The organism is Serratia sp. JSRIV001, from assembly GCF_019968745.1.
Lineage (GTDB): Bacteria > Pseudomonadota > Gammaproteobacteria > Enterobacterales > Enterobacteriaceae > Chania > Chania fonticola_B.
The window spans coordinates 5727099-5750956 of record NZ_CP074147.1 but is presented as its reverse complement, the minus strand read 5'-3'; the positions used below and the strand labels follow the sequence as shown (position 1 = coordinate 5750956).

Sequence of the window (23858 nt, the reverse complement as noted above, 5' to 3'; positions counted from 1 at the left end):
TTATCGACCCAATTAGGAGAAGCAGTAATGAAAGCCTACCAGCGCCAGTTTATCGAGTTTGCGCTCCGCAAGCAGGTATTGAAATTCGGCGAGTTCACCCTGAAATCCGGCCGTACCAGCCCCTATTTCTTCAATGCCGGCCTGTTTAATACCGGGCGTGATCTGGCGCTGTTAGGGCGTTTTTATGCCGAAGCGCTGGTGGATTCCGGCATCGAGTTCGATCTGCTGTTTGGCCCAGCCTACAAAGGTATCCCGATCGCGACCACCACCGCAGTGGCATTGGCAGAACATCACAATCTCGATGTGCCTTATTGCTTCAACCGTAAGGAAGCCAAGGAACATGGTGAAGGCGGTACGCTGGTAGGCAGCCCGTTGCAGGGGCGTGTGATGCTGGTAGATGACGTGATCACCGCCGGGACGGCCATCCGCGAATCGATGGAAATTATCAGTGCCCATAACGCCAGCCTGGCAGGTGTGCTGATTTCTCTCGATCGTCAGGAACGTGGCCGTGCCGACATTTCTGCAATCCAGGAAGTGGAGCGTGATTATCACTGCAAAGTGATCTCGATTATTACGCTCAAGGAGTTGATTGCTTACCTGGAAGAGCAGCCGGAAATGGCCGAAAGCCTAGTGGCCGTGAAGGCATATCGCGAGCAGTACGGGGTTTAAAATAATAGCGCCGGGTTGAACCCGGCGATACTTGTTACTGCAGTTGCGCCGCTAACAGCGGCCAGCGTGCATCAAAATCCTGCGTTGGGCGGTAGCGGAATTCAGAGCGAATATAGCGCGACAGCATCCCTTCACAAAAAGCCAGGATCTGGCTGGCCAGCAAGGTCTCATCGACGATAAAGCCCTTTCCTTCCCGTAGCTTACGTTCCTTCAACACCTGACGCAGTTGCGCTTCAATCCGCTCGAACAGCTGGTTGATCCTGCCCTGCAGGCGATCCTGCTCAAACATCAGCGCGTGGCCGGTCATGATCCTGGTCAGGCCTGGGTTGCGTTCTGCAAACCCCAGTACCAACAATACAATCAGGCGTAGGCGGTTGAACGTCTCTTTTTCATCCTGCAAGATCAGGTTGATGCGCGTTATCAGGCTATCTTCAATAAACTCGATCAGGCTATCAAACATCCGCGTCTTGCTGGGGAAATGCCGATAAAGGGCAGCCTCAGAGACACCAACGTTTGCGGCAAGCTTGGCTGTGGTAATGCGCTGGCTGCCGTCGCTGGATTCCAGCATCTGGGCTAACGCCTGCAATATCTCCTCACGCCGATTCCTTTTGGTATTTTCTTTTTCTGCCATGTTTGATTAGACCCTTGCTAAAACGGCTTATCCCCTCAATCTCTTCGGGTATAGATTTGCGAAAACCCGCGCACCGGCCGTTGCAGAGTAAACTCTGTGCGGCTTATAAGATCGCTGTTGTACGGTGTAATGGCTAACAGGTCTTTCAGACCCTTATTCTCCGTGCGTTACTCTCAATTGCCAGACCAACCGTGCCGCATTGCAAGCGGCGCGGTTGCAGGCGCCATCCCTGTAAATCATTCGGTTACGGGCAGGTTCTATTGGCGACCGGAGTGGCCAAAACCACCGGTACCCCGTTCGCTGCTATCGAACTCTTCCACCAGATTAAACTCGGCTTGCACTACCGGCACAAATACCATCTGTGCGATGCGTTCACCCGGCTCGATAGTGAAGGATTTCTGGCCACGGTTCCATACGGATACCATCAGTTGGCCCTGATAATCGGAATCGATCAGGCCAACCAGGTTACCCAGCACGACGCCGTGCTTATGGCCCAGACCGGAGCGCGGCAGGATCACTGCAGCAAGACCGGTATCGGCGATGTGGATTGCCAGGCCGGTAGGCAGTAGAGTGGTTTCGCCCGGAGCCAGCTCAACCGCGCTGTCCAGACAAGCTCGCAGATCAAGCCCGGCAGAGCCTGGGGTGGCATAGGTCGGCAGTGGGAAATCTTGACCGATACGTGGGTCAAGGATCTTAACGTCGATTTTTTTCATCATAACGGCTGACTATCTCGTCTAGTAAACGTTGGCCAAGGAGTGCCTTGTCGCTATGCGGCAGGCGCTTGTCTCCATCCTGCCAAAAAAGATGCAGGGCATTGGTATCACTGTTAAAACCGTGCTCTGCAAGCGATACATCGTTAGCGCAGATTAAATCCAGTTTTTTACGCAGTAGTTTTTGTCGCGCATATTCTTCCACATTCTGGGTTTCAGCCGCAAACCCGACGACAAAGGGACGATTTTTGCTCATCGCGGCAACGCCCGCGACAATATCTGGATTCTTGATCATCTTGAGGATGATTTCATCACCCTGCTTTTTGATTTTCTCATCGGCAATCTGTTCTGCCCGGTAATCCGCCACGGCAGCGCAGGAGATAAAGATGTTCTGCTGCGCGGCGTGCTGTTGTACCGCTTGCTGCATTTCCAGCGCGCTGACGACATCCACACGGGTTACCCAAGGCGGCGTAGGCAGGCTGACCGGCCCGGCGACCAACGTGACTTGCGCACCGCGAGCGGCGGCGGCCTTGGCGATAGCAAAACCCATCTTGCCGGAGCTGTGGTTGCTGACGAACCGCACCGGATCCAGTGCCTCACGGGTGGGGCCTGCGGTGATCATAATCTTTAAATGTTGCAGATCCTGCGGCGCAGAGAAATGAGCGTTAGCCAGTTCCACTATCGCCAACGGATCCAGCATGCGGCCAGGCCCGATATCACCACAGGCTTGGCTACCGCTGTCAGGCCCCCACAGCAGCACACCACGCCCTTGTAGGGTCTGTAGATTGGCCTGAGTGGCGGCTGCGCGATACATCTGTTGGTTCATGGCCGGTGCTGCCGCGATCGGAGCATCGGTAGCCAGGCAGACCGTGGTCAGCAGATCGTTGGCCATGCCGGCGGCAACGCGGGCCAGCAGATCGGCGGTGGCCGGAGCCAGGATCACCAGATCGGCCCATTTGCCCAATTCAATATGGCCCATGGCAGCTTCTGCTGCGGGATCCAGCAGATCGTCGAAAACCGGATAGCCGGAAACGGCCTGAAGCGTCAGTGGGGTAATGAAGGCTTTGGCAGCGCTGGTCATCACCACTCTTACCTCGGCGCCTCTGTCGCGCAGGCGGCGCACCAGCTCAGGGCATTTGTAAGCGGCGATACCGCCACTGATGCCAAGCACAATATGTTTGCCGGAAAGTCCCGTCATCATGATTGTCCGATTGAAATCCGAAAGAGGCGGACATTTTAGCATAACCGCTGCCAGGTGGAGCGATTCTGCTGTGTATGCAGCCAGTTACATGCGGGTTTTCGTAACACTTCGCAATATTATCAATCACCTGTCGCACGATGAAATTCCCCGTGACATGCTGCTGTAGCAGGCAGGGAGGTGGCAATGAGCAATCAGGATATGTCGTTATGGCCTGGGGCTTTGGCACCCAGGGAAAAATTGATGCGTGATGGTGCTGCGGCGCTCTCCGATAGGGAGCTGTTGGCAATTTTCTTGCGAACCGGGCTACCTGGGGTTCACGTCTCACAGCGGGCCGAACAGTTGCTGGCGCACTTTGGTTCGCTGTATCACCTGGTTTCGGCGGACTACGAACAGTTTCATAGTCAGAAAGGGTTGGGGATTGCCACCTATGCGCAGCTGCAGGCAATTTCCGAATTGGCCTTCCGGCTGTTTTCCGGCCCCCATTTGCTGGAAAACGCGCTGCTGAACCCGAAAATTACCCAGCATTATCTGCACAGTTTGCTGGCTCACCACGAGCGAGAGGTGTTTTTAGTGTTGTTTTTAGACAATCAGCACCGGGTTATTCGCCATCAGGAGATGTTTGCTGGTACCATCAACAGCGTCGTTGTCCACCCAAGAGAAATTGTGCGTGCGGCGTTGAAGGCTAATGCAGCAGCCCTCATTCTGGCGCATAATCACCCTTCGGGTAAGGCTGAACCCAGTCACGCCGACCGTTTGATAACCGAGCAAGTGGTTAATGCCTGCCGGTTATTGGAGATCCGAGTGCTCGATCATTTGGTGATAGGCCGGGGTGAATGCGTCTCTTTTGCCGAGCGCGGATGGCTATAAGCAACTTTTTCGCGATCCTTGAGGGATCTTTAGCTGTTCGGGACTTGAGCACTTACGCTTCAGAGCGTATACTACGCCACCTTTGAGAATCTTGGGTTTGGCGTTAAGAGCCTATCTCAGCAGGTTTCCAACCTGATGTGAGGTTTCTGACCTGATGACGAGAGTCTCCTCAGTATGAAGTTTGCTGAGATGGGCTCTAAAAGCCTGACGAGGCGGCCATACCCTATACGAAGCTCGAGCTGATTTGATTTTTGGAGAATAAGACATGTCACGAGTCTGCCAAGTTACTGGCAAGCGCCCGGTGAGCGGTAACAACCGTTCCCACGCAATGAACGCGACCAAACGCCGTTTTCTGCCTAACCTGCACTCACACCGTTTTTGGGTTGAGGCTGAGAAGCGCTTTGTAACTCTGCGTGTATCTGCTAAAGGTATGCGTGTTATCGATAAGAAGGGTATTGAGACGGTCTTGGCCGATCTGCGTGCCCGTGGTGAGAAGTATTAAGGAACTGCATCATGGCTAAAGGTGTTCGCGAGAAGATCAAGCTGGTTTCTTCTGCTGGTACTGGTCACTTCTATACCACCACGAAGAACAAGCGTACTAAGCCGGAAAAATTGGAACTGAAGAAATTCGATCCAGTTGTCCGTCAACACGTGATCTACAAAGAAGCTAAAATTAAATAATTTTAGTGGATTAATGAAAACCCGGCCTCGGCCGGGTTTTTTCATTTTATAGGGGTAGCAAACGGAGAGGGAGCCAGTCATGCCTGAATTACCAGAAGTCGAAACCAGCCGCCGTGGTATCGAGCCTTATCTTGTTGGCCACACCATCCAGTATGCGGTGGTGCGTAACGCTCGTTTGCGTTGGCCGGTCTCCGAGCAGATCCTGGCGCTGAGCGATCGGCCGGTGCGCAGCGTACAGCGCCGTGCCAAGTACCTGCTGATCGAGTTGGACCACGGCTGGATTATCGTGCATCTGGGGATGTCTGGCAGCTTGCGTATGCTGGCAGAGGAAATCGAGCCAGGTAAGCATGACCACGTCGATCTGGTGATGAGCAACGGTTTTATCCTGCGCTACACCGACCCGCGCCGCTTTGGTGCCTGGCTATGGTGTGACGATCTGGCCGCCAGCAACGTGTTGGCTCATCTTGGCCCGGAACCGCTGGGTGAAGAGTTCAATGGCGCCTACCTGTACGAGAAGTCCCGTAATAAGCGTACGCTGATCAAGCCTTGGTTGATGGATAACAAGCTGGTGGTTGGCGTGGGGAATATCTATGCCAGCGAATCGCTGTTTACCGCCGGGATCCTGCCAGATCGTCAGGCGGGATCCTTGACCAAGGCGCAGGCGGATCTGTTGGCCGAAACCATCAAGGCGGTGTTGCTGCGGTCAATTGAACAAGGGGGAACGACGCTGCGTGACTTCCTGCAGTCGGACGGCAAGCCGGGGTATTTCGCGCAGGAACTGCAGGTCTATGGCCGGGCAGGTGAACCTTGCCGCGCCTGTGGCACACCGATCGAGAGCGCCAAACACGGGCAGCGCAGCACCTTCTTCTGCCGCCGCTGCCAGCGATGATTACTGCGCGGCCAGCTTTTCCATCAGCGCTTTGGTGACGACATCCGGCAAGAACGGTGCGATGTCGCCGCCATGGCGTGCCACTTCCTTCACCAAGGAAGAAGAGATAAATGACCACTGCTCGGAAGGCATCAGAAACACGCTTTCCAACGTTGGCATCAGATGGCGGTTCATGTTCGCCAGCTGCAATTCATATTCAAAGTCGGATACCGCACGCAGGCCGCGTATCAGAATATTGGCGTTCTGATGGGCGGCGAAGTGCGCCATCAACTCGCTGAACCCCAGCACCTCGACGTTATCCAGATGAGAGGTCACCTGCGTGGCCAGGGCAACGCGTTCTTCCAGCGAAAACAGCGGTTTTTTGCTCGAACTGGCGGCAATGGCCAGGATCACGTGATCAAACATCAGTGAGGCGCGGGTGACCAGGTCCAAATGGCCGTTGGTCATTGGATCGAAGGTACCTGGGTAGATGGCTTTGCTGCTCATGGTTTACTTCTCTGAATAGTTGCGGCCCAATGCCCACAGTGCGGCATATTTATTGAAGGTATATTGCGCGTTGACCACGGCTAACAGCAAGCCCTGTTTGCCGTCGAGGAAACCGGCCCGCAGCAGCCAGGTTTTGCAGAACGCCCCCAGCGTGTGGGTGAGGATCGACAGATAACCGCAGCGCTTACCGGCCTGGTGGCGTTGGATTGCCCACTGCTCGGCGTAATGCAGTTGTTTGCGCTGGAAAGCAAAAAAGTCACGGCAGGTCAGGTGCAGCAGATCGCCTTGCAGCGGCACGACTTTTGCGCCGCCGGTGTTGAGGGATTCATGGACCAGATCGTCGTTATAGCGATAGCGCTGATTGGCATACAGCCGGTTGACCCGATCGGGATACCAGCCGCTGTGGCGCATAAAGCGGCCAAGAAACAGGTTACGGCGGCCCAGGCTGTAGACGACGCTATCGTCGGCGTTGGCTAATACCTGCTCGATGGAGTGGCGCAATTCTGGCGTGACGCGTTCGTCGGCGTCGATCATCAGCACGTAATCCTGAGTGGCGTAGCTTTGTGCCTTCTGCCGCTGCTTGCCGAAGCCTTGCCAGTCGGTATGGGTAAACACCTTGGCCCCCAGACTTTCCGCCAAAGCGACGGAACCGTCGGTACTGCCGGAATCTAGCACGATGATTTCATCAGCCCAGGCGACCGATTGCAGGCATTCGCTCAGCAACTCGACTTCGTTTTTGGCGATCATCACTACCGACAGGCTGTTACGGTGGCTCATTCAGTGGCTCCGTGGCGGCAGGTGTGGCTCCAACAGCTGCAGCAGGCGCTGCAACGCCCCCTGGTTCTGATACAGCACTTCAACCGCGTGGCGGCCGTAATAGCGGCGATAATCTTCATCGGTCAGCAGCGTTTCTATCTCTTTCACCAAGGAATCGACATCACTGATGGTGATCATCCCGCCCGCTTCGGAGAGTTTGGCGCAGATATCTTTGAAGTTGAACGTATGTGGGCCCATCAGCACCGGAATGGCATGGGCGGCTGCTTCCAGGGGGTTATGCCCCCCACGCTCAACCAGGCTGCCACCGACGAAGGCCAGATCGGCAATGCCGTACAGCAGCATCAGTTCGCCCATGGTATCGCCAATCACCACCTGTGTGCTGCTGGAAGGGATTTCGCCGCTGCTGCGGGTGGTGTAACTGAAGCCCGCTTTTTGCGTCAGCTCTTTGGCGGTTGGGAAGCGTTCTGGGTGGCGCGGTACCAGGATAAGTAATAGGTCGGGGTGTTTTTCCAGCAACCGGCGGTGGGCTTCCAGCAGAATGGTTTCTTCACCTTCGTGAGTGCTGGTAGCGATCCACACCGGGCGGCGTGGTGCCCATTGGCGGCGTAGCGTAACGGCTCTGGCCGCCAGCTCTGGCGTTACGGAGATATCGAACTTCAGGCTGCCGGTGACGGTCAGCTGTGAACGCTTCAGGCCCAGTTCGATAAAGCGCTCGCCGTCTTCCTGATTTTGCGCAGCGATCAGGGTAATGCGGCGCAGGATATCACGGATAAAACCGCCGATTTTCTTGTAGCCAGCCGCCGAACGGGCGGAAAGGCGCGCGTTGGCAATCACCAGCGGGATTTGGCGCTGATGCAGGGCGTTAATCAGGTTGGGCCACAGCTCGGTTTCCATGATGATCACCAGCTTGGGATCCACCTGGTCGAGGAAACGGCGCATCGAACCCGGCAGATCGTAAGGCAGGTAGACATGATGCACATCTTTACCGAAAGCGGATTGCACCCGTTCGGAACCCGTTGGCGTCATTGTGGTCACAGTAATCGGCAGGTAAGGGTAACGATGGCGCAGGGCGCGAACCAGAGGGATCGCCGCCAGGGTTTCGCCAACAGAAACGGAATGCAGCATAATGCCGCCCGATACTACTTTCCCGGCGCAGAAACCATAGCGTTCCGCCCAGCGTTTACGGTAGGCTGGTGCTTTGCGGCTGCGCAGCAGTAAGCGGAGCCAGATCAGGGGTTGGATAAGGTAGAGTAGTACCTGATATAAACGGAGCAGCATTCTATCAATTTCATTTATATGGGTTATCCAGAATAGTACCATAACCGGAAGGGAAAGGCGCTAACTTGGTGGCTCGGTGTCAGGTTGGGACAACAGGCGAGAGATGTCGCCGATAGGTTTGTAATGAAGAATATTTTAATTATCCGCCGCGACAATATTGGCGATCTTGTCTGTACTACCCCGCTGATTGAAGGGGTGAAAACCGCTTACCCTGACGCCAACCTCTATCTGCTTATCAATAAAGTCAGCCAGGATGTGGTGAAAAATAACCCGCATCTCACCAAGGTGTTTGTTTATAAGAAGGCTAAACACAAAGCCAAGAATGAGACCACCCTTGGGGTCTATTTTGAACGGCTGATGATATTTTTACAGCTGAGAAAAATAAAGTTTGATGCGGCTATTCTGGCTAACCCGGTGCCGTGCAAATATAGCCTGCGCCTAGCAAAAATGGCCGGGGTTAAAAATATTATCGGCGCAGATCTTGGCACCAGTGAAATTCATCACCCTTTCCGCGCGGCGGATTTTCACGGCAAGCATCAGGTGGAACACACCTTCAGCTACCTGTCTGCCATCACCGATTGCTCCATTGCCATTCCTCCGGTGAAGGTCTTCCTCACTGCGGAAGAACAGCACCAAGCGCAGCAACGTTTACACAGTCTGCTGCCCCCGGTTGAGCGGGTATTTGCCGTGCATATCAGCAGCCGCAGTCCGAAACGGCGCTGGCCTATTGAGCGCTACGCCGAAATCATCAACCGCCTGATTGCCGATCCTACCACTGGCGTGCTGATCTTCTGGTCACCACAGGGAACGCTGACGCCTGATGATATCGGCGATCAAAAGCGGGCGGAGCAGCTGTTGGCTGGCTGCCAGAACGAAAGGGTAGCGCTCTACCCAACAGCATCGGTACGCGAACTGTTGGCCGGTTTCGAGCTATGCGACCGGGTGCTGTGCAGCGACGGTGGCCAGATGCATTTGGCCGCGGCACTGAATAAAAGCATGGTGGTCTTCTTTGGCGATACGGATAAAGAGTCTTGGCATCCGTGGAGCGGACAATATCGGATCCTGCAAACCGAGTCGGGTGATTGCGTCGATGTTACCGTCGATGAGGTGTGGCAAGAAATACAGGCCTTGAATTAATTAACAACCAGGCAGGGTAAACCTGCCTGGAGTTATTTTTTTAACGCCAGATACTGTTGGCAAATAGGCTCCAGGCCATAGCTCAGCAGCTGCTGGTGATTAATGACCGGCGGATGAGCATAAATCTCTGCCATTTTCTCCGCCAGTGAGGCTTCATTTAATTCCGCTAGCGCACGGGTTAACCCCGCTTTTTCCAGAATTTCCTCAGGCCCGCCAGGGCAACGGGTGCTGACGACCGGCGTGTCGCACAGCAAGGCTTCAACCAGCACGTTACCGAACCCTTCACTGTCTGAACTGAGCACCAGCATCGCGGCGTGTTTGATCAGGGGATAGGGATTGGCCTGAAAACCGAGGAACAGCACGCGATCGCTAATGTTTAACTCTGCGGCAAGGCGTTTGGTCTCGTTGATTTGCGCTTCATTGCCAGCGCCCACCAGCGCCAAAGGGGCCTGGATACCAGACAGTGCGTAGGCTTTCAGCAAGCGGTCGTGGCGTTTATGTGGATGAAAACGGCCCACGTGCACCAGATAGTCTTTGCCTGCCAGTTCACAAGGCTCTGCCGCCTGCTGTTCGATGGCGGCGATATCGAACGGGTTGTTGATCACCGCCAGCCGGTTAGGAGCAATCCCCAGATTTTGCTGGAGATCGTTGCCCACCGCCTGCGAGACGGCAACGATATTCTGCCGCTGGTAGACGCCCGCGACCTTGCGGCGTTTCAGCCAGCGATCGAGGCCGGTACGGTGACCGAGGTAGGAGGTGGACAGAATGCCGTGAATGCAGAACCACAGCCGGGTGCTGTCCAGCACTTTGCTATGGCTGACGATACGATCGGTCTTGTGCAGGTTGGAGAACACCAGGTCGTAACGGCCGTGCTGCTGCTCGTTGGCGGCAACCGCGCGATCCAACATCGCGGCGCGGCGTGCCAGCTCGGTCAGCTTACGCCAAGGCGATCGGCAGTTGTCGCTGAGCACCTGATAATCAATGCCGGTGGGGATCGGGTAGTTGCAGACGTCCCGCAATGAGATCAGGCTGACATCATGCCCCAACTGCTGCATGCCCTGGCACAGGGTCAGTACCACCTTTTCTGCTCCGCCGCCCGGCAGGCCGTCGATAATCATCAGAATACGCATAAGTTAGTCCAGCAGTCGGTTATACAACGATATGAGCTGTTCTGAGAGGTGTGCTGGCGTGGCCGACATGATACGCAACCGCGCCGCCTCTCCCATGCTCGATCCCAAGGCTTGCCGTGGCAGTGCAACGATAGCATCGGTGAGGGCGCTGACGTCCAATGCATCACAGACAAAGCCGTTATGCCCAGGAGTGATGAACTCAGCGCCACCGCAGGTGGTGCTGGTGATCACCGGGAGCCCGCATGACATGGCTTCCAAAATCACGTTGGGGAACGGATCGTACAACGTTGGCAGCAACAGGGCATCGGCGGCCTGATAGAACGGCAGCGTCTGTTTCTGCACGCCCATGAAGCGCACCCGGTCACCACAACCCAGCTTTTGTGCCAGTGAGCGGTAACGTTTTTCTGCTTTATCTTTACCCACCACCAATAGGTAGCTGTCGGTGGCGGCTACGGCGCGAATTGCGGCTGCCAACCCTTTACGTTCGAAGCCTGAACCGACAAAGATCAGACAGTGCGCCTGTTGCGGGATCTGATACTGCGCCCGCAACTGCTGCCGCTGTTGCTCATTCGCCGGTAAAAATTTCTGATTGTCGATGGCATTGTAGATCACCGTGATTTTATCGGCCGGCACGCCGAAATCGGCGATGATTTCCCGTTTGATCATCTCGGCGTTGCAGATCACCGCTTTCAGCTCTGGCGCGGCATACATGGCGCGTTCGGCACACATCACATAGCGGTGATAGCGGTTGGAGAACAGCCATTTGCGCCGCCACTCCGGCAGCAGGCGTGCCCGTTGCAGCAGCCAGCGGCGATGGACGCCGTCACCGGCGCGATAGATATCACAGCCGGGAATGCGTTCATGGCTTTGCACCAGATCGAAGCTCTCTTTCTGCCACAGGGCTCGAGCCGCTTCGGCAAAACCGCGTTCGCGGCTGATGCGCCCGAACTTCATCGGGTTGCACAGGTGGATGTGCCAGTTCGGGTTAACGTCCCCCTGCCATTCGCGGGTGATGACGTTCAGATCCAGGTCTTGTTGTTCCAGCGCCTCCAGGGCACGGGAAACGAATCGTTCTGCCCCGCCATCCGGGCGGTATTTTTGGCGGACAATCGCCAGGCGAAATGCTTTCATGCAAGCGTGCTCCGCGCGGCTGCAATCACCACGTCTGTAGGAATAAGGTCCAGGTAGCGCTCATCGGTGCCGGTATTGATGGCATCCGGGTCCGGCAGGCTGCCGTAGTCCCCGGCCCAAATCACCTGGCCGATAACCTGCCAGGGGCGCCAAAATACCAGCTTGGATGGCCCGAACAGCGCCACGCAGGGCGTTTGTAATGCCGCCGCCATATGCATGGGGACTGAATCTACCCCGATAAACAGTTTGGCATGGTCGATCAACGCCGCCAGCTGACGCAGGGTCAACTGCCCGGCCAGAGAAACCACCCCTTGTTGTGGGCACTGTTTCAGTATTTGCGCCACCATGTCCTGCTCTTTGGCATCCGGCCCTGAGGTGATCACCAACTGGTGCCCTTCGGCCTGCAATGCGCTGATGGTGGCCGCCATTTTTTCTTCGCTCCAGCATTTAAAGAACCAGCGCGACGTGGGTTGTACCACGATATAGCTGCCGGTGACGCCATTTTGTTGCAAAAGCTGGTGGCTGGCCTGCCAATCTTGTGGGCTGTAGCTCATGGTGACCTGCTGGTTTTGCTCAGGTAAACCCAGCGGTTGCAGCAGCGAGAGATTTTGTTCAACGGTATGCAGATGCTCGTGCCCGGCTACCGGCACCAACTGAGTGTGGCAGTAACGCCACAGGAAGCCACGGCGTTTGGGAAAATCGAATCCCAGCCGAATGCGGGCACCGGTGAGGCGAGTAATCAACGCACTGCGCCACTGGTCGGCCAGGTTGACCACCAGATCGTAGCGTTGTGCCTGCAACTGACGGATCAGATGCAGTTCGTGACCCAAGTGTGCCTTGGTGCCCTGTTTTTTCCACTGGCGATCGATGACAAAGATTTGCGACAGCGCCGGGTTGCTCGCCAACATCTCCTGCGTTTCTTTGTACAGCAGGATGTCGATTTGAGCATCGGGATAGTTCTGCCTCAGCGTATTGATGACCGGAGTGGTCAGCAGCATATCGCCATGATGGCGCAGCTTGACGATCAGAATACGCTGTATGGGCGTGGCAGAAACAGGGGCTGGCGCGTCGTTCATAGTCAGTCGCTTTCAGGGAAACCAATCTTTGATTCTAAATGACCCGATTGCATGTGGCTACTGTTGCTCGGTTTTCTTGCCTGCACAGAAAAAAATAGTGGCATAGAGTGACAATTACGGCTCAATGTTGTCCAAACGAGGCGATAAAGTCGTTTGCCCTGAGGAATGGGGCTGCGTAACATAATGTAAATCTGTGACTATCAGGTTCCCAATGTATGACTAAACCGGCGTTTCTTATCACGATTGATACCGAAGGCGATAATCTGTGGCAAAACCACGATCGCATTTCGACCGAGAACACGCGTTTTTTGCCGCGCTTTCAGGCGCTGTGTGAAAAATATGCCTGCAAGCCGGTTTATCTGACCAACTATGAAATGGCGGTCGATACCCAGTATGTTGAATTTGCCCGCGACGTGATAGCACGCGGCACCGGCGAAGTGGGCATGCATCTGCACGCCTGGAACAGCCCACCGTTGACGCCGCTCACCGATGATGACTGGCGGCATAAACCCTATCTGATCGAATACCCGGCCGATCAAATTCGTGCCAAGGTCGATCATATGACCAAGCTGCTGGAAGATACCTTCCAGACCAAGATGCTCAGCCACCGTGCCGGGCGCTGGGCGTTTAATGAGTTTTATGCCTCATTGCTGCTGGAATATGGCTATCAGGTCGATTGTTCCGTCACTCCGCGCGTTAACTGGCAGTATTCGCCCGGCAATCCGCAGGGCAACGGCGGGACCGACTATCGCCATTTCCCCTCGCAGGCCTATTTTATCGATCCGGCCAATATCGCCAAACCCGGTAATTCCACGCTGTTGGAAGTGCCAATGAGCATTCAGTATAAACATTCGGCGCTGATGAATGCGGTGAAACAGGGCTATGACCGCCTGCGGGGTAAAAAGCGTTCGCCGTCGGTGCATTGGCTGCGTCCCTCCGGTAACAATCTGGACAAGATGAAGCTGGTGGTCGAACGCTCTCTGGCACAGGGGCACGATTACGTCGAATTTATGCTGCACTCCTCCGAGTTTATGCCGGGAGGCAGCCCGACGTTCAAGACCGAGCAGGATATTGACGCGTTATATCGCGATTTGGAGCAGCTGTTTGCCTGGTTGCAACAGCGCACGGTTGGCATGACCTTGGCTGAATACTATCAACTGAAAGTGAATTAACATGTCAAAAAAATGGAAAATCAAGGCCGCTGACTGGTTCTTGCGGCGCTATACGGCAAAGCACGGCCGTTTCCAGCCGCCAGCGACTTTCGACAGCCGTCTCCAGTTCGAGAATATCGTGATTTATTCCACGACGGCACTGGGGGATTTCATGTTCAATACCCCGGTGTTAAGAGCGATGCGCGAACGCTACCCGGCAGCGCATATCACGCTGGTGGTACATGAAAAGAATAGGGAACTGGTAGAAAACGGCCGCTATTACGATCGCGTAGTCTACTGGAATAGCAAAATAAAGACCCTGGGGCCGCTGTTGAAATCGTTGCGTGAGCATCAGCCTGATTTGGCGCTGATCATGCATTCACATCTGCCTTATGACATTATCAGCGCCATTATGGCCGGGGCCAAATATGTCATCCGGGATAACTACAGCTCGGGGATCTGTGGGCTGGAGCCTTGGTTGACCAACTACGTATTTCATTATTACGGCCACTTTATCCGCCGTAAGCTGGAGCTGGTTTCTATTCTGGGTTGCCGTAGCGACGATCCGACCATGGAAATACCGGCACCTTATACGCCAGGCAGTAAAAATCCTGATTTCTGCACCATTGGTTTCCAGCTAGGCGCTTCAACAGAATCACGCTGCTGGCCGGTGGGGCACTTTGCCAAACTGGCGGATATGCTGGTTGCTCGCTATGACAACATGCGCTTCGTGCTGATTGGTGCGCCGATGGAAGAAGGAAAAGCCCAGCAGTTCCAGCGGCTGATCAATGCCAATACCCAGGCTTGCGTTGACAACCAGATCGGCAAAACCGGGCTGCAAGGAGCGCTGACGCTGATCAGTAGCCTGGATGTGCTGGTGACCGGAGATACCGGGCCGCTTCATCTGGCGGTGGCCCTGAAAACCAAGACCATCAGCCTGTTTGTCACCGCTGACCCGCGCTCAACCGGGCCGATCCAGGATCACCAACTGCACCGTATCATTCATCAGTCACGCACGGGCTACACCATGCCATTGGAAGCGGAAGGCCCGGTGGGTGTCATACAACCGCAGCGGGTTTTTGATGAGATCGTGGCTCACGTACCACTGAACCCTTGAGAAAAAAACGCATCGGTTACCCGGTGCGTTTCTTCTTCAGCCAGCGACGGATTTTAGACAGGCAGCTATCCACGCGCGCGAAGCGCATCTGGCGGACTTTCTTGTGCGGAACGTCGCTGTTGCTACACAGGGCCGCCGTTTGGCGCAGGATCGCCAGGGTTTCCGGTGGGTAGCGATAATAGCCGTAGACCGCCTTCGACATGGCCTTTAACTCCGAGAAAGCGTTGGCGAGCATCAGGGCAGCCAGCTGCCGCAGTGGCTCATCACCGCGATGAGCGTCCACGAAGCGCAGCATCTTCTGCATGGCAAACAGCATATCTTCACTATCTTTCGCCCGGATGTTGCGGGTGATCCCACGGTCATTATCCCGATATAAGTAGAGCGGGTGGTCGAGATGCGCGATGTGGCGGGTTTTGAAATATTGGAACGGCGTGAAGATAACGTCTTCATAGCGGCGGCCGTTTTCGAACGTTTCCCCAGCCAGCAGCGTACGCCGGTAAATCCGGCTCCAGACGTGCCACATTGAGTGTTCAAACAGCGGCTTCAGACTGGCCAGGCCGTGCTGTTCGAAATCGTAGCTACGGTAGCGTATCTCGCTATTGGCGGGCACTGCTGGCGGGTTTCCAGAGAATTTCTGATAGTTGAAATCAATCAGATCATCTCTGCCCGTGAGTAACAGCGGGCGCAGGATCGCCAGATAGTCGCTGCTCAGCAGGTCATCGCCGTCCAGAAATGCGACGTAGCGTCCACTGACGTGTTGCAAACCGACGTTACGGGCGTGGGCAACGCCGCCGTTTGCCTGAGTAATGAATTTGCTATGCGGGTGCTGTCTTGCCGCCAGGAATTGGCTCACCAGGGCCGCAGACGCATCGCTTGAGCCATCATCGATAATCACCACTTCAATATCATCACCGATCTGATCGTATAACGAGCTCAGGCTGGCGATGACAAAGTCTTCATTGTTGTATACCGGCACAATAAAGCTGAGCAGCAGCGGTGACGAACTCATACCGACGGTTCCTGACGCTTTTTCACCGACAGCACGCTGGCGATGATGGCCAGGCAGAAGACTGCCGTGCCTTCGGTACTGAAGAAGATAACGTCGCTAAGCCCGTAGACAAACAGGCTGAAGGTCACCCCCAGCAACAGCGCATTGCGATACGGCTTAAATGAGGAGATGAATAGGCCGATGTACAGCGCCAGTAACAACAAACTTCCCCAAAGGCCTTTGAGCGAATAGGTTTCCAGCAGTTCGTTATGCAGATGCACGTTGATGTAAGGCGTTACCCCGTACAACCGCGGCTCCTGTGCAACGATGGCGCGGATCTCCTCCCCACGCTGTTCGGCAGATTGTCCCATTGGCGCAAGCGAGCCGGTGCGTATGGCAATGACCTGCATCGTCAGGCGGGAAATAATCGAGTTATCCACTTCGGGCTGGTCGATCATCTGCAGATTGGTTTTGAAATCGGCAACACGCTGTTCTATCTGTGACTTAAAGGCGAAACCGCAGGCCAATAGCAATAAAGGCACCGAGGCGACCAGTTGGATCTTATGCTTGCGGGTCACCAGGTCTTTGGTTGCCAACAGCGACAGGCAGATGGCAACGGGGTACACCAGTATGGCCGCCCGCGTCCCTGTTAGGATGAGAGTGGAGAAGGTGAGCAGGAAGCCAACCACGTACAGCGGGATGCGATACTTGGTCCGCAGCATCAGTATCGCCTTCATCATGACCAGGCTGATGGCGGTCATCAGGTAGGCAACGACGGTAGCCCGGTCGAAGTTAAGCTCCACGCGCGAGATATCTAACTGCAGGCCCTGATAAAGCGCATAGCCATTGACGGCCAAACCGCAGGCCAACGCCACGACAATAAAGGCACGTTGCATGCAAAGACGCTCGTTCAGTGCGATCAACAAAATAAACGCTGTGGCAATCTGCAGCTTACCGGTCGACATATACGAGCGGTAAATATTGATGTATTCGCCGGGCTGCTTGAAATGGTTCATCCAGAAAATCGTCCCCATGCCTACGCAGAAAAACAGCAGCGGCAGGATCAGGTTTCTTTTGTTTTTCAGGAAGTACCTTAAGTGCAGACAAACGGCAATAAAGGAAATATAGCTGGAGACATAAAACAGGTTACGCCCCGTGTCGAAGCCAAAAGGGATGGTACAAAAGGCAATGGCGCATCCCAGATAGATCAGGTAGCTGAAAATCGGGTGCGGGGCTGTTTCTTTAAACATGGAGTAAGGTTTCCGGCTCACATTACGGTTAAGCAATAAAGGATTGCAGCGTGTCGTCGAATTCTGTTTTGAACAGAGCATAGCTGAAATGTTGAGCGGGGTAGTGCCGGGCATTCTGGCTCATCTGGTGGTAGGTTTCTGCCACCAGCAGTTTCTCTACCGCATCCGCACAATCGATATGCGACAACAGCTTCGGTGTGACCAGGCTGTCGGAGAGGGGATCGTAAACCTCGTGTGGGAAATCGACCTTGATGCCGGTTAACCGCTGGTGCTCTTCAATGGATACCGTCGGCGTCAAGCCAATGCCGCAGTAGCCGTCTTTCACCGCTTCCGGCTGGCCGTCTACCATGGGGAAAATCACCGGTACGCCAAAATAGAGCGACTCCATGCAGGATAAGCCGAAGGGTTCGGTGATCGGCGTGCTCATATAGATTTGTGTGCGGTTGAAAAAATCTGCCACGTTATCCTGAAAGCCGCTGAAAACCACCCGCTCACCGAGCTGCAGCTTGGCTGCCAGGGCTTCAAACGCTGTCCGATCCGGGCCTTTGCCCGCAATTTCCAGATAAACGTCGTGCCCACGGCGCAGTAGCTCCTGCATCATCAGCAGAGAAACGCTGATGCCTTTCAGGCTCACCAGGCGCGAGGCAGTCCCAATCCTGATCGGCTGTGCCAATGATTTTGGCGTTTCATCGATCCCGGTAGGCGTTTTGATGCGGTTGATCACCACCGGATTCGGGCAAGGCAGATTAAAGCGCAGCTCCATCACCCGTTTTGAGGCATGGGAGGCAGAAATCACGCCGTCCAGCATGGCGAAGAAGCGCAAGGTCTTGTGGTTTTTGGCGTAGCGCCATGAGCAACCATGATCATAATAGACCAGTTTGCCACGCTTGGGCTTGGCCGCCAGCCCTGGGATCAGATCCCACACGATAATGACGTCGGCGTTTGCCCGCTCGATTTTTCTTTGCAGCAGGTATTTGCGCAGGAACTGTGGGCAACGCAGAGGGAGCGAATTGAACAGCCGGTTGGCAAAGGTGACCTGCTGGTTCGGCATCTGTTGGCGGATCTCTTCGCCAACTTCGCTGCTGACGCAAATCACCTGATTACTGCCGTCGTGGGTATCATTGATATACTGCAGGAACAGGCGCTCAACCCCGCCCATCTTGCCTAAATTGATAATATGCAGCTTTTTCATGCAATAACCTTTTGCAGTTCTGTCCAAACGGCGTCGGCGGTGAGGGTGGCCATGCTTTTTTCCGGCGAAATCAGTGAGTGCTGATTCTGCCCATAACCCCCAATCAGCCCCGGATCGGTCGGGCCGAACAGGGTGATATTCGGGCGATCCAGCGCGGCGGTCAGGTGGCTTAATCCGGTATCGACCGACACCACGGCTTTTGCCCCAGCCAGCACTTCGGCAACCTGTTGCAGACTGAGCTTGGGTAACACTTCAACGTGTTCAAACCCTTCTGCCAGCCGTAAAGCGCGTTGGCGTTCGTGCTCAGCCCCCCAAGGTAGCTTGATGTTTATGCCGCTCGGAGCGATCAGCGCGATCAGTTCGCGCCAGTTTTCCTCCGGCCAGTGTTTTTCATCCCGCGTAGTGGCATGCAGGAACACCAGATATTGCCCGGCATCGGCGGGTGGTTGGCTTAGAAAACGAGCGGCAATGGCGTAATCACCCGTGCTCTGCGGCTTTGCATACCCCAGGCTCTTGGCGAACAGCTCGCGAATGCGTTCCACCGCATGCTGCTGCTTGTCGATCTCATGGCGATGATTATAGAACCAGCTGGCAAAAGGCTCGCGGACGCTTTTGCAGTCCAGGCCGTGTTTGCTGCCGTGCGCGATGCGCGTCACCAACGCCGCGCTCTTGATCAGGCCCTGTGCATCGATCACGATGTCATAGTCGCGCTCCTGCACCTGGCGCTTGAAATCGCAGCGCTGTTGGCGTGTTTCACTGCCGAACCAATTTTTACGCCAGCGGCGGATGGCCACCGGGATCACGCGATCCACTGCCGGATGCCAGGTAGGGATCTGGCTGAACCCCTCTTCCACTACCCAATCGAAGCGGATACCGGGGATGGCGCGCATCGCGTCGGTCAAGGCCGGCAGCGTATGGAGCACATCCCCCATCGAAGAGGTCTTTACGATCAGCACCTGCATGATTATTCCTCGCTGGCGGCTAATAACGGCGTCAGCGCGTCTAACACCTGCTGTGGCTGGATGTCGATCAGGCTCTGGTGATAGCCCTGGTCGGCATCGCCTTTGCGTACCTTGTGATAACCACTGATCAGGCGGATCACCTTGGCCTGATGGGACAGCGGCGGGGTGAAGTCTGGGCTGCTTGGCCCGTACAAGGCTATCAGAGGTTTATTCAACGCTGCTGCAACGTGCATCAGGCCGGAATCGTTACTGACCACGGCCCGGCAGGAGGCCAACAGGATCACTGCCTGTTCGAGCTGGGTTTCCCCGGCCAGGTTGAAGCAGAAATCGCGAGACTTTTCTGCCAATGCGTCACGGATCTGCTCACCGGCCTCGTGGTCTTTGGCTGAGCCAAACAGGGCGATTTGATAGCCTGCGTCGATCAACATCTGTGCCAGCGTGGCGTAATGGTAATGCGGCCAGCGTTTGGCTGGGCCGAATTCGGCGCCTGGGCAAAAACCGATAATGGGCCGGTGATCGGTGAGATTAAACGCTGACGTGGTTTCGGCAATCTCTTCGTCACTGACCTGCAACTGCGGCCAGAGTATCGGCTGCGGCAGATCTTCGGCGCGCTGTATCCGCTGCTTGTCATAAGCCAGTGCGACATAGCGCTGCACCATCAATGGGAATGCTGCTTTATCCAGTACGCGGAGATCGTTGAGCAGGCCATAGCGCATCTCGCCGCGCCAGCCGGTACGCTGCGGCACGTTGGCAAAGAAGGGCACCAGGGCAGACTTGAATGAGTTGGGCAGCACATAGGCACGGTCATAACCATTGGCGCGTAGCGCATGGCCAAGACGGCGGCGTTCGCCCAATGCCAGGGCACCGTGGCCCAGCGGCATTGCCAATGCCTGGTTGACTTCGGGCATCCGCGCCAGCAGGGGACGGCACCAGGCAGGTGCCATCACATCGATTTCTGCCGACGGGTGCTCGGCCTTCAGGGTGCGGTAGAGACTTTGCGACATCATCATATCGCCAACCCACGAAGGGCCAATGACCAGTATTTTCATACCGTGAGTAACTTCCTTCAGCGCTTAAGCGGGACGATTCAACCAGGCCATGTATTCTTTCACGCCTTCGGCCACGGTTTTGAACGGTGCGTCATAACCGGCAGCGCGCAGCTTGGTTTGATCGGCCTGGGTGTAAGCCTGGTAGCGGCCTTTCAGCTTTTCCGGGAATTCAATGTATTCCACGGCACCGGACTGATGGTATTCCACTACCGCATCGGCCACCGCCTGGAAGGTTTCCGCACGGCCGGTACCGCAGTTGAAGATGCCGGATACGCCGTTCTTCCAGAACCACAGGTTGACCGCCGCCACGTCGCCGACGTAGATAAAGTCACGCTTGAAGTTTTCGCTGCCGGCGAACAGTTTTGGATTTTCGCCACGGTTGATCTGGTTGTTCAGGTGGAACGCGACGCTGGCCATGCTGCCTTTATGGCCTTCACGCGGGCCGTAAACGTTGAAGTAACGGAAGCCACACACCTGCGAATCCGCTTCTGGCAGGATCTCGCGCACGTATTGGTCGAACAGGAATTTGGAGTAACCGTAAACGTTCAGCGGCTGCTCAAACTGACGCTCTTCGATAAAGTTATCGGTGCGGCCGCCGTAGGTGGCAGCGGAAGAGGCATACAGGAACGGGATCTGACGATCCAGGCAGTAGTGCAGGATGTCTTTGGAATACTGATAGTTGTTATCCATCATGTACTTGCCATCCCACTCGGTGGTAGAGGAACAGGCACCCTCATGGAAAATGGCGTCAATGTCACCCAGATCGTCACCGGCCATGATGCTGGCGATAAAGTCTTCTTTATCAACATAGTCAGCGATATCAAGGTCGACCAGGTTAACGAATTTGGTGCCATCTTTCAGGTTATCCACCACCAGGATATCGCGATATCCGTTTTCATTCAGTGCCTTGATGATGTTGCTGCCAATCATGCCAGCGCCGCCAGTGACGATAATCATTGGGTTTACCCCTGTGTTCTTCCCGGTGGTGCACAATGCCCCACCCTATATGCTGCCTATAATAGCATTTCATGCCATTGGGAACATCGGTACGGCTCTTAATATCCCGTGCCGTTACACTATGCGCCGGTTTGCCGTGATATCTGCTGCAATTTTCAGATTCTCTGCGGCGGAATGTCGTCAGTTTGCCGGCAACGCAGTAAAATATGCCGAAAATGCCCCTATCCTGGAGATGACCGAATGTCTGCGTCTTTTTACCAGCAGCTGGAACAGCAGCTTGCTACCACTCGCGCCGAAGGGCTGTTTAAACAAGAGCGCATTATCACTTCTGCCCAACAGGCCGATATCTCGGTGGCTGATGGTCGCCAGGTGATCAACTTCTGCGCCAATAACTATCTCGGGCTGGCTAACCACCCGGCGCTGATCGCGGCGGCAAAGGCCGGGATGGATAGCCATGGCTTCGGCATGGCGTCAGTGCGTTTTATCTGTGGTACACAGGATAGCCATAAGCAACTGGAACAAAAGTTGGCCGATTTCCTGGGAATGGAAGATGCGATCCTCTACTCCTCTTGTTTTGACGCCAATGGTGGCCTGTTTGAAACCCTGCTGGGCCCGGAAGACGCCATTATTTCCGACGCGCTGAACCATGCCTCGATCATCGACGGCGTGCGCCTGTGCAAGGCCAAGCGCTATCGCTATGCCAATAACGACATGAGTGAACTGGCCGAGCAACTGAAGCAGGCCAAGGCGGACGGGGCGCGCCACATCATGATCGCCACCGACGGGGTGTTCTCCATGGACGGCGTGATCGCCAACCTGAAGGGCGTGTGCGATCTGGCGGACCAATACGATGCGCTGGTGATGGTCGATGATTCCCATGCGGTGGGGTTTGTCGGCGCCAACGGGCGTGGGACGCACGAATACTGCGAAGTGATGGACCGCGTCGATATCATCACCGGCACCTTGGGTAAGGCGCTGGGCGGCGCTTCCGGCGGCTATACCGCTGGCAAGAAAGAGGTGGTGGAGTGGCTGCGCCAGCGTTCACGCCCTTATCTGTTCTCCAACTCGCTGGCGCCGGCCATTGTGGCAGCGTCGATCAAGGTGTTGGAACTGCTCGAAGACGGGGACGCCCTGCGCGATCGCCTTTGGGCCAATGCCAGCCTGTTCCGCGAAAAAATGACCGCAGCGGGCTTTACGCTTGCCGGGGCCGATCACGCCATCATCCCGGTGATGTTGGGTGAAGCAAAACTGGCGCAGGATTTCGCCAACGCACTGCTTAAGGAAGGCATCTACGTTACTGGTTTCTTCTATCCGGTGGTGCCAAAAGGTCAGGCACGTATCCGCACCCAGATGTCAGCCGATCACTCACCGGAGCAGATTGAACGTGCTGTTGAGGCGTTTATCCGCATCGGTAAGACGCTTGGCGTTATTGCATAAGGTAATTCGATGAAAGCATTAGCAAAACTGAAAGCGGAAGAAGGTATTTGGATGACCGATGTGCCTCAGCCTGAGCTGGGCCACAACGATGTCATGATTAAGATCCGCAAAACCGCTATCTGCGGTACTGATGTGCATATCTATAACTGGGACGAATGGTCGCAGAAAACCATTCCGGTACCGATGGTCGTGGGCCACGAATATGTGGGTGAAGTGGTCGCCATCGGCCAGGAAGTCAAAGGTTTCAGCATCGGCGATCGCGTTTCTGGCGAAGGGCACATCACCTGTGGCCACTGCCGTAACTGCCGCGGTGGCCGTACGCATCTGTGCCGCAACACCACCGGCGTGGGCGTAAACCGCCCAGGTTCTTTTGCCGAATATCTGGTGATCCCGGCGTTTAACGCCTTCAAAATCCCGGACAATATCTCGGACGAGCTGGCCTCGATCTTCGACCCGTTTGGCAACGCCGTGCATACCGCGCTCTCCTTCGACCTGGTTGGGGAAGACGTGCTGGTATCTGGCGCAGGCCCAATCGGCATTATGGCCGCGGCGGTATGTAAACACGTTGGCGCACGCCACGTGGTGATCACCGACGTGAACGAATATCGCCTGGAGCTGGCGCGCAAGATGGGCGTGACCCGTGCGGTAAACGTCAGCAAAGAAAACCTGACGGACGTGATGGCCGAGTTGGGCATGACCGAAGGGTTTGACGTGGGCCTGGAGATGTCCGGCGCGCCACCGGCGTTCCGTTCGTTGCTCAATGCCATGAACCACGGCGGCCGTATTGCGATGCTGGGGATCCCACCTTCAGATATGTCGATTGACTGGACTCAGGTGATCTTCAAGGGGCTGTTTATCAAAGGGATCTACGGCCGCGAAATGTTCGAAACCTGGTACAAGATGGCGGCACTGATCCAATCCGGTCTGGATCTGACGCCGATCATCACTCACCGTTTCTCGATTGATGAGTTCCAGCAGGGCTTTGACGCCATGCGTTCCGGGCAATCGGGGAAAGTGGTACTGAGCTGGGATTGATGTGATTGGCTAAGTGGGCGCTGCATACGGCGTCCTGGCTACTTGGTCATTAAATGA

At 55.5% G+C, this 23858-nt stretch carries 25 protein-coding genes; 10 read left to right on the top strand and 15 right to left on the bottom strand.

All coding sequences use genetic code 11. The annotated features are described in order from the left end of the window. Positions 1-27 precede the first annotated feature (27 nt). Positions 28-669 (top strand): orotate phosphoribosyltransferase, encoded by a 642-nt coding sequence (gene pyrE, locus KGP17_RS26715; RefSeq protein WP_059199331.1) that lies wholly within the window; start codon positions 28-30, stop codon positions 667-669. Positions 670-703: 34 nt separating this feature from the next. On the opposite strand, the gene slmA is transcribed toward pyrE, so the two are convergent. The 3 genes from slmA to coaBC all read right to left on the bottom strand — a co-directional run bounded on the left by slmA (position 704) and on the right by coaBC (position 3211). Then, the gene (slmA, locus tag KGP17_RS26710) at positions 704-1300 is read right to left on the bottom strand and encodes a nucleoid occlusion factor SlmA (protein ID WP_021181838.1); all 597 of its coding nucleotides are present in this window, start codon (positions 1298-1300) and stop codon (positions 704-706) included. Between the two features lie 257 nt (positions 1301-1557). Next, positions 1558-2016 (bottom strand): dUTP diphosphatase, encoded by a 459-nt coding sequence (gene dut, locus KGP17_RS26705; RefSeq protein ID WP_039996197.1) that lies wholly within the window; start codon positions 2014-2016, stop codon positions 1558-1560. Then, positions 1994-3211: a bifunctional phosphopantothenoylcysteine decarboxylase/phosphopantothenate--cysteine ligase CoaBC gene (gene coaBC / locus KGP17_RS26700; protein ID WP_021807279.1), complete on the bottom strand. Its 1218-nt coding sequence runs from the start codon at positions 3209-3211 to the stop codon at positions 1994-1996. Before coaBC ends, dut begins: the two co-directional genes overlap by 23 nt. Positions 3212-3394: 183 nt before the next feature. Here coaBC and radC point away from each other — a divergent pair, with 183 nt between their 5' ends. From radC to mutM, 4 genes are all read left to right on the top strand, one after another. Further along, complete coding sequence (gene radC, locus KGP17_RS26695; protein ID WP_037376444.1) at positions 3395-4078, top strand: DNA repair protein RadC; 684 nt, start codon at positions 3395-3397, stop codon at positions 4076-4078. A 265-nt stretch (positions 4079-4343) separates the two neighbouring features. Next, positions 4344-4580, top strand: coding sequence for a 50S ribosomal protein L28 (rpmB, locus tag KGP17_RS26690; protein ID WP_004931195.1), 237 nt, complete (start codon positions 4344-4346; stop codon positions 4578-4580). 11 nt (positions 4581-4591) lie between these two features. Next, on the top strand, positions 4592-4759 hold the full coding sequence (gene rpmG, locus KGP17_RS26685; RefSeq protein WP_004392084.1) for a 50S ribosomal protein L33: 168 nt from the start codon (positions 4592-4594) through the stop codon (positions 4757-4759). 79 nt (positions 4760-4838) lie between these two features. Then, positions 4839-5648 carry a bifunctional DNA-formamidopyrimidine glycosylase/DNA-(apurinic or apyrimidinic site) lyase gene (gene mutM, locus KGP17_RS26680; protein WP_223498621.1) on the top strand — a complete coding sequence of 270 codons (810 nt, stop codon included), beginning with the start codon at positions 4839-4841 and terminating at the stop codon, positions 5646-5648. Here mutM and coaD read toward each other — a convergent pair whose 3' ends face one another. Genes coaD through waaA form a run of 3 tightly spaced genes read right to left on the bottom strand, consistent with a single transcriptional unit; the run spans position 5649 to position 8189 of the window. Further along, positions 5649-6134, bottom strand: a complete 486-nt coding sequence (coaD, locus tag KGP17_RS26675; protein WP_021807277.1) for a pantetheine-phosphate adenylyltransferase — start codon at positions 6132-6134, stop codon at positions 5649-5651. A 3-nt stretch (positions 6135-6137) separates the two neighbouring features. Beyond that, the gene (locus tag KGP17_RS26670; protein WP_115159595.1) at positions 6138-6911 is read right to left on the bottom strand and encodes a glycosyltransferase family 2 protein; all 774 of its coding nucleotides are present in this window, start codon (positions 6909-6911) and stop codon (positions 6138-6140) included. Continuing rightward, positions 6912-8189 (bottom strand): lipid IV(A) 3-deoxy-D-manno-octulosonic acid transferase, encoded by a 1278-nt coding sequence (waaA, locus tag KGP17_RS26665; protein ID WP_024527873.1) that lies wholly within the window; start codon positions 8187-8189, stop codon positions 6912-6914. 123 nt (positions 8190-8312) lie between these two features. Between waaA and KGP17_RS26660 the strand changes: the two genes are divergently transcribed. Continuing rightward, complete coding sequence (locus tag KGP17_RS26660; protein WP_223498620.1) at positions 8313-9326, top strand: glycosyltransferase family 9 protein; 1014 nt, start codon at positions 8313-8315, stop codon at positions 9324-9326. A gap of 32 nt (positions 9327-9358) precedes the next feature. Here KGP17_RS26660 and KGP17_RS26655 read toward each other — a convergent pair whose 3' ends face one another. Genes KGP17_RS26655 through rfaQ form a run of 3 tightly spaced genes read right to left on the bottom strand, consistent with a single transcriptional unit; the run spans position 9359 to position 12663 of the window. After that, positions 9359-10456 (bottom strand): glycosyltransferase, encoded by a 1098-nt coding sequence (locus tag KGP17_RS26655; protein ID WP_223498619.1) that lies wholly within the window; start codon positions 10454-10456, stop codon positions 9359-9361. A 3-nt stretch (positions 10457-10459) separates the two neighbouring features. After that, positions 10460-11587 (bottom strand): glycosyltransferase family 4 protein, encoded by a 1128-nt coding sequence (locus KGP17_RS26650; protein ID WP_094981578.1) that lies wholly within the window; start codon positions 11585-11587, stop codon positions 10460-10462. Continuing rightward, positions 11584-12663: a putative lipopolysaccharide heptosyltransferase III gene (gene rfaQ / locus KGP17_RS26645; RefSeq protein WP_024527877.1), complete on the bottom strand. Its 1080-nt coding sequence runs from the start codon at positions 12661-12663 to the stop codon at positions 11584-11586. The genes KGP17_RS26650 and rfaQ overlap by 4 nt, the downstream gene beginning before the upstream one ends. A 215-nt stretch (positions 12664-12878) precedes the next feature. Here rfaQ and KGP17_RS26640 point away from each other — a divergent pair, with 215 nt between their 5' ends. Further along, a complete protein-coding gene (locus KGP17_RS26640; protein ID WP_065683743.1) occupies positions 12879-13835 on the top strand; it encodes a polysaccharide deacetylase family protein in 957 nt (318 codons plus the stop codon). A gap of 1 nt (position 13836) precedes the next feature. After that, positions 13837-14931 carry a glycosyltransferase family 9 protein gene (locus tag KGP17_RS26635; protein ID WP_021181851.1) on the top strand — a complete coding sequence of 365 codons (1095 nt, stop codon included), beginning with the start codon at positions 13837-13839 and terminating at the stop codon, positions 14929-14931. Between the two features lie 16 nt (positions 14932-14947). Here KGP17_RS26635 and KGP17_RS26630 read toward each other — a convergent pair whose 3' ends face one another. The 6 genes from KGP17_RS26630 to rfaD are packed head-to-tail and all read right to left on the bottom strand — an operon-like array spanning position 14948 to position 21329. Next, entirely contained in the window at positions 14948-15940 is a 993-nt protein-coding gene (locus KGP17_RS26630) for a glycosyltransferase (protein WP_021807269.1), read from the bottom strand. Further along, the gene (locus tag KGP17_RS26625; RefSeq protein WP_209555067.1) at positions 15937-17169 is read right to left on the bottom strand and encodes an O-antigen ligase; all 1233 of its coding nucleotides are present in this window, start codon (positions 17167-17169) and stop codon (positions 15937-15939) included. The genes KGP17_RS26630 and KGP17_RS26625 overlap by 4 nt, the downstream gene beginning before the upstream one ends. 28 nt (positions 17170-17197) lie before the next feature. Continuing rightward, on the bottom strand, positions 17198-18361 hold the full coding sequence (locus tag KGP17_RS26620; protein WP_094981584.1) for a glycosyltransferase: 1164 nt from the start codon (positions 18359-18361) through the stop codon (positions 17198-17200). Further along, on the bottom strand, positions 18358-19323 hold the full coding sequence (gene rfaC / locus KGP17_RS26615; protein WP_223498618.1) for a lipopolysaccharide heptosyltransferase RfaC: 966 nt from the start codon (positions 19321-19323) through the stop codon (positions 18358-18360). Before rfaC ends, KGP17_RS26620 begins: the two co-directional genes overlap by 4 nt. 2 nt (positions 19324-19325) lie before the next feature. Next, entirely contained in the window at positions 19326-20372 is a 1047-nt protein-coding gene (gene rfaF, locus KGP17_RS26610) for an ADP-heptose--LPS heptosyltransferase RfaF (RefSeq protein ID WP_071683750.1), read from the bottom strand. Between the two features lie 24 nt (positions 20373-20396). Then, entirely contained in the window at positions 20397-21329 is a 933-nt protein-coding gene (rfaD, locus tag KGP17_RS26605; RefSeq protein ID WP_021807264.1) for an ADP-glyceromanno-heptose 6-epimerase, read from the bottom strand. 240 nt (positions 21330-21569) lie between these two features. On the opposite strand from rfaD, the gene kbl reads away from it, so the two are divergent. Beyond that, positions 21570-22766, top strand: coding sequence for a glycine C-acetyltransferase (gene kbl, locus KGP17_RS26600; protein WP_024482907.1), 1197 nt, complete (start codon positions 21570-21572; stop codon positions 22764-22766). 9 nt (positions 22767-22775) lie between these two features. Continuing rightward, positions 22776-23801 (top strand): L-threonine 3-dehydrogenase, encoded by a 1026-nt coding sequence (tdh, locus tag KGP17_RS26595; protein WP_021181859.1) that lies wholly within the window; start codon positions 22776-22778, stop codon positions 23799-23801. Positions 23802-23858 lie beyond the last annotated feature (57 nt).

What these genes read in the sequence shown, in the direction of transcription:
- rfaC (WP_223498618.1), bottom strand. Translation starts at nt 19,323, where the DNA reads ATGCAGGTGCTGATCGTAAAGACCTCTTCGATGGGGGATGTGCTCCAT.
- tdh (WP_021181859.1), top strand. Translation starts at nt 22,776, where the DNA reads ATGAAAGCATTAGCAAAACTGAAAGCGGAAGAAGGTATTTGGATGACC.
- pyrE (WP_059199331.1), top strand. Translation starts at nt 28, where the DNA reads ATGAAAGCCTACCAGCGCCAGTTTATCGAGTTTGCGCTCCGCAAGCAG.
- rfaD (WP_021807264.1), bottom strand. Translation starts at nt 21,329, where the DNA reads ATGATTATCGTCACTGGCGGCGCTGGCATGATTGGCAGCAACATCATC.
- KGP17_RS26630 (WP_021807269.1), bottom strand. Translation starts at nt 15,940, where the DNA reads ATGAGTTCGTCACCGCTGCTGCTCAGCTTTATTGTGCCGGTATACAAC.
- KGP17_RS26620 (WP_094981584.1), bottom strand. Translation starts at nt 18,361, where the DNA reads ATGAAAAAGCTGCATATTATCAATTTAGGCAAGATGGGCGGGGTTGAG.
- coaBC (WP_021807279.1), bottom strand. Translation starts at nt 3,211, where the DNA reads ATGATGACGGGACTTTCCGGCAAACATATTGTGCTTGGCATCAGTGGC.
- mutM (WP_223498621.1), top strand. Translation starts at nt 4,839, where the DNA reads ATGCCTGAATTACCAGAAGTCGAAACCAGCCGCCGTGGTATCGAGCCT.
- waaA (WP_024527873.1), bottom strand. Translation starts at nt 8,189, where the DNA reads ATGCTGCTCCGTTTATATCAGGTACTACTCTACCTTATCCAACCCCTG.
- KGP17_RS26660 (WP_223498620.1), top strand. Translation starts at nt 8,313, where the DNA reads ATGAAGAATATTTTAATTATCCGCCGCGACAATATTGGCGATCTTGTC.
- radC (WP_037376444.1), top strand. Translation starts at nt 3,395, where the DNA reads ATGAGCAATCAGGATATGTCGTTATGGCCTGGGGCTTTGGCACCCAGG.
- dut (WP_039996197.1), bottom strand. Translation starts at nt 2,016, where the DNA reads ATGATGAAAAAAATCGACGTTAAGATCCTTGACCCACGTATCGGTCAA.
- rfaQ (WP_024527877.1), bottom strand. Translation starts at nt 12,663, where the DNA reads ATGAACGACGCGCCAGCCCCTGTTTCTGCCACGCCCATACAGCGTATT.
- KGP17_RS26670 (WP_115159595.1), bottom strand. Translation starts at nt 6,911, where the DNA reads ATGAGCCACCGTAACAGCCTGTCGGTAGTGATGATCGCCAAAAACGAA.
- rfaF (WP_071683750.1), bottom strand. Translation starts at nt 20,372, where the DNA reads ATGAAAATACTGGTCATTGGCCCTTCGTGGGTTGGCGATATGATGATG.
- rpmB (WP_004931195.1), top strand. Translation starts at nt 4,344, where the DNA reads ATGTCACGAGTCTGCCAAGTTACTGGCAAGCGCCCGGTGAGCGGTAAC.
- KGP17_RS26640 (WP_065683743.1), top strand. Translation starts at nt 12,879, where the DNA reads ATGACTAAACCGGCGTTTCTTATCACGATTGATACCGAAGGCGATAAT.
- coaD (WP_021807277.1), bottom strand. Translation starts at nt 6,134, where the DNA reads ATGAGCAGCAAAGCCATCTACCCAGGTACCTTCGATCCAATGACCAAC.
- KGP17_RS26650 (WP_094981578.1), bottom strand. Translation starts at nt 11,587, where the DNA reads ATGAAAGCATTTCGCCTGGCGATTGTCCGCCAAAAATACCGCCCGGAT.
- KGP17_RS26655 (WP_223498619.1), bottom strand. Translation starts at nt 10,456, where the DNA reads ATGCGTATTCTGATGATTATCGACGGCCTGCCGGGCGGCGGAGCAGAA.
- kbl (WP_024482907.1), top strand. Translation starts at nt 21,570, where the DNA reads ATGTCTGCGTCTTTTTACCAGCAGCTGGAACAGCAGCTTGCTACCACT.
- KGP17_RS26625 (WP_209555067.1), bottom strand. Translation starts at nt 17,169, where the DNA reads ATGTTTAAAGAAACAGCCCCGCACCCGATTTTCAGCTACCTGATCTAT.
- KGP17_RS26635 (WP_021181851.1), top strand. Translation starts at nt 13,837, where the DNA reads ATGTCAAAAAAATGGAAAATCAAGGCCGCTGACTGGTTCTTGCGGCGC.
- slmA (WP_021181838.1), bottom strand. Translation starts at nt 1,300, where the DNA reads ATGGCAGAAAAAGAAAATACCAAAAGGAATCGGCGTGAGGAGATATTG.
- rpmG (WP_004392084.1), top strand. Translation starts at nt 4,592, where the DNA reads ATGGCTAAAGGTGTTCGCGAGAAGATCAAGCTGGTTTCTTCTGCTGGT.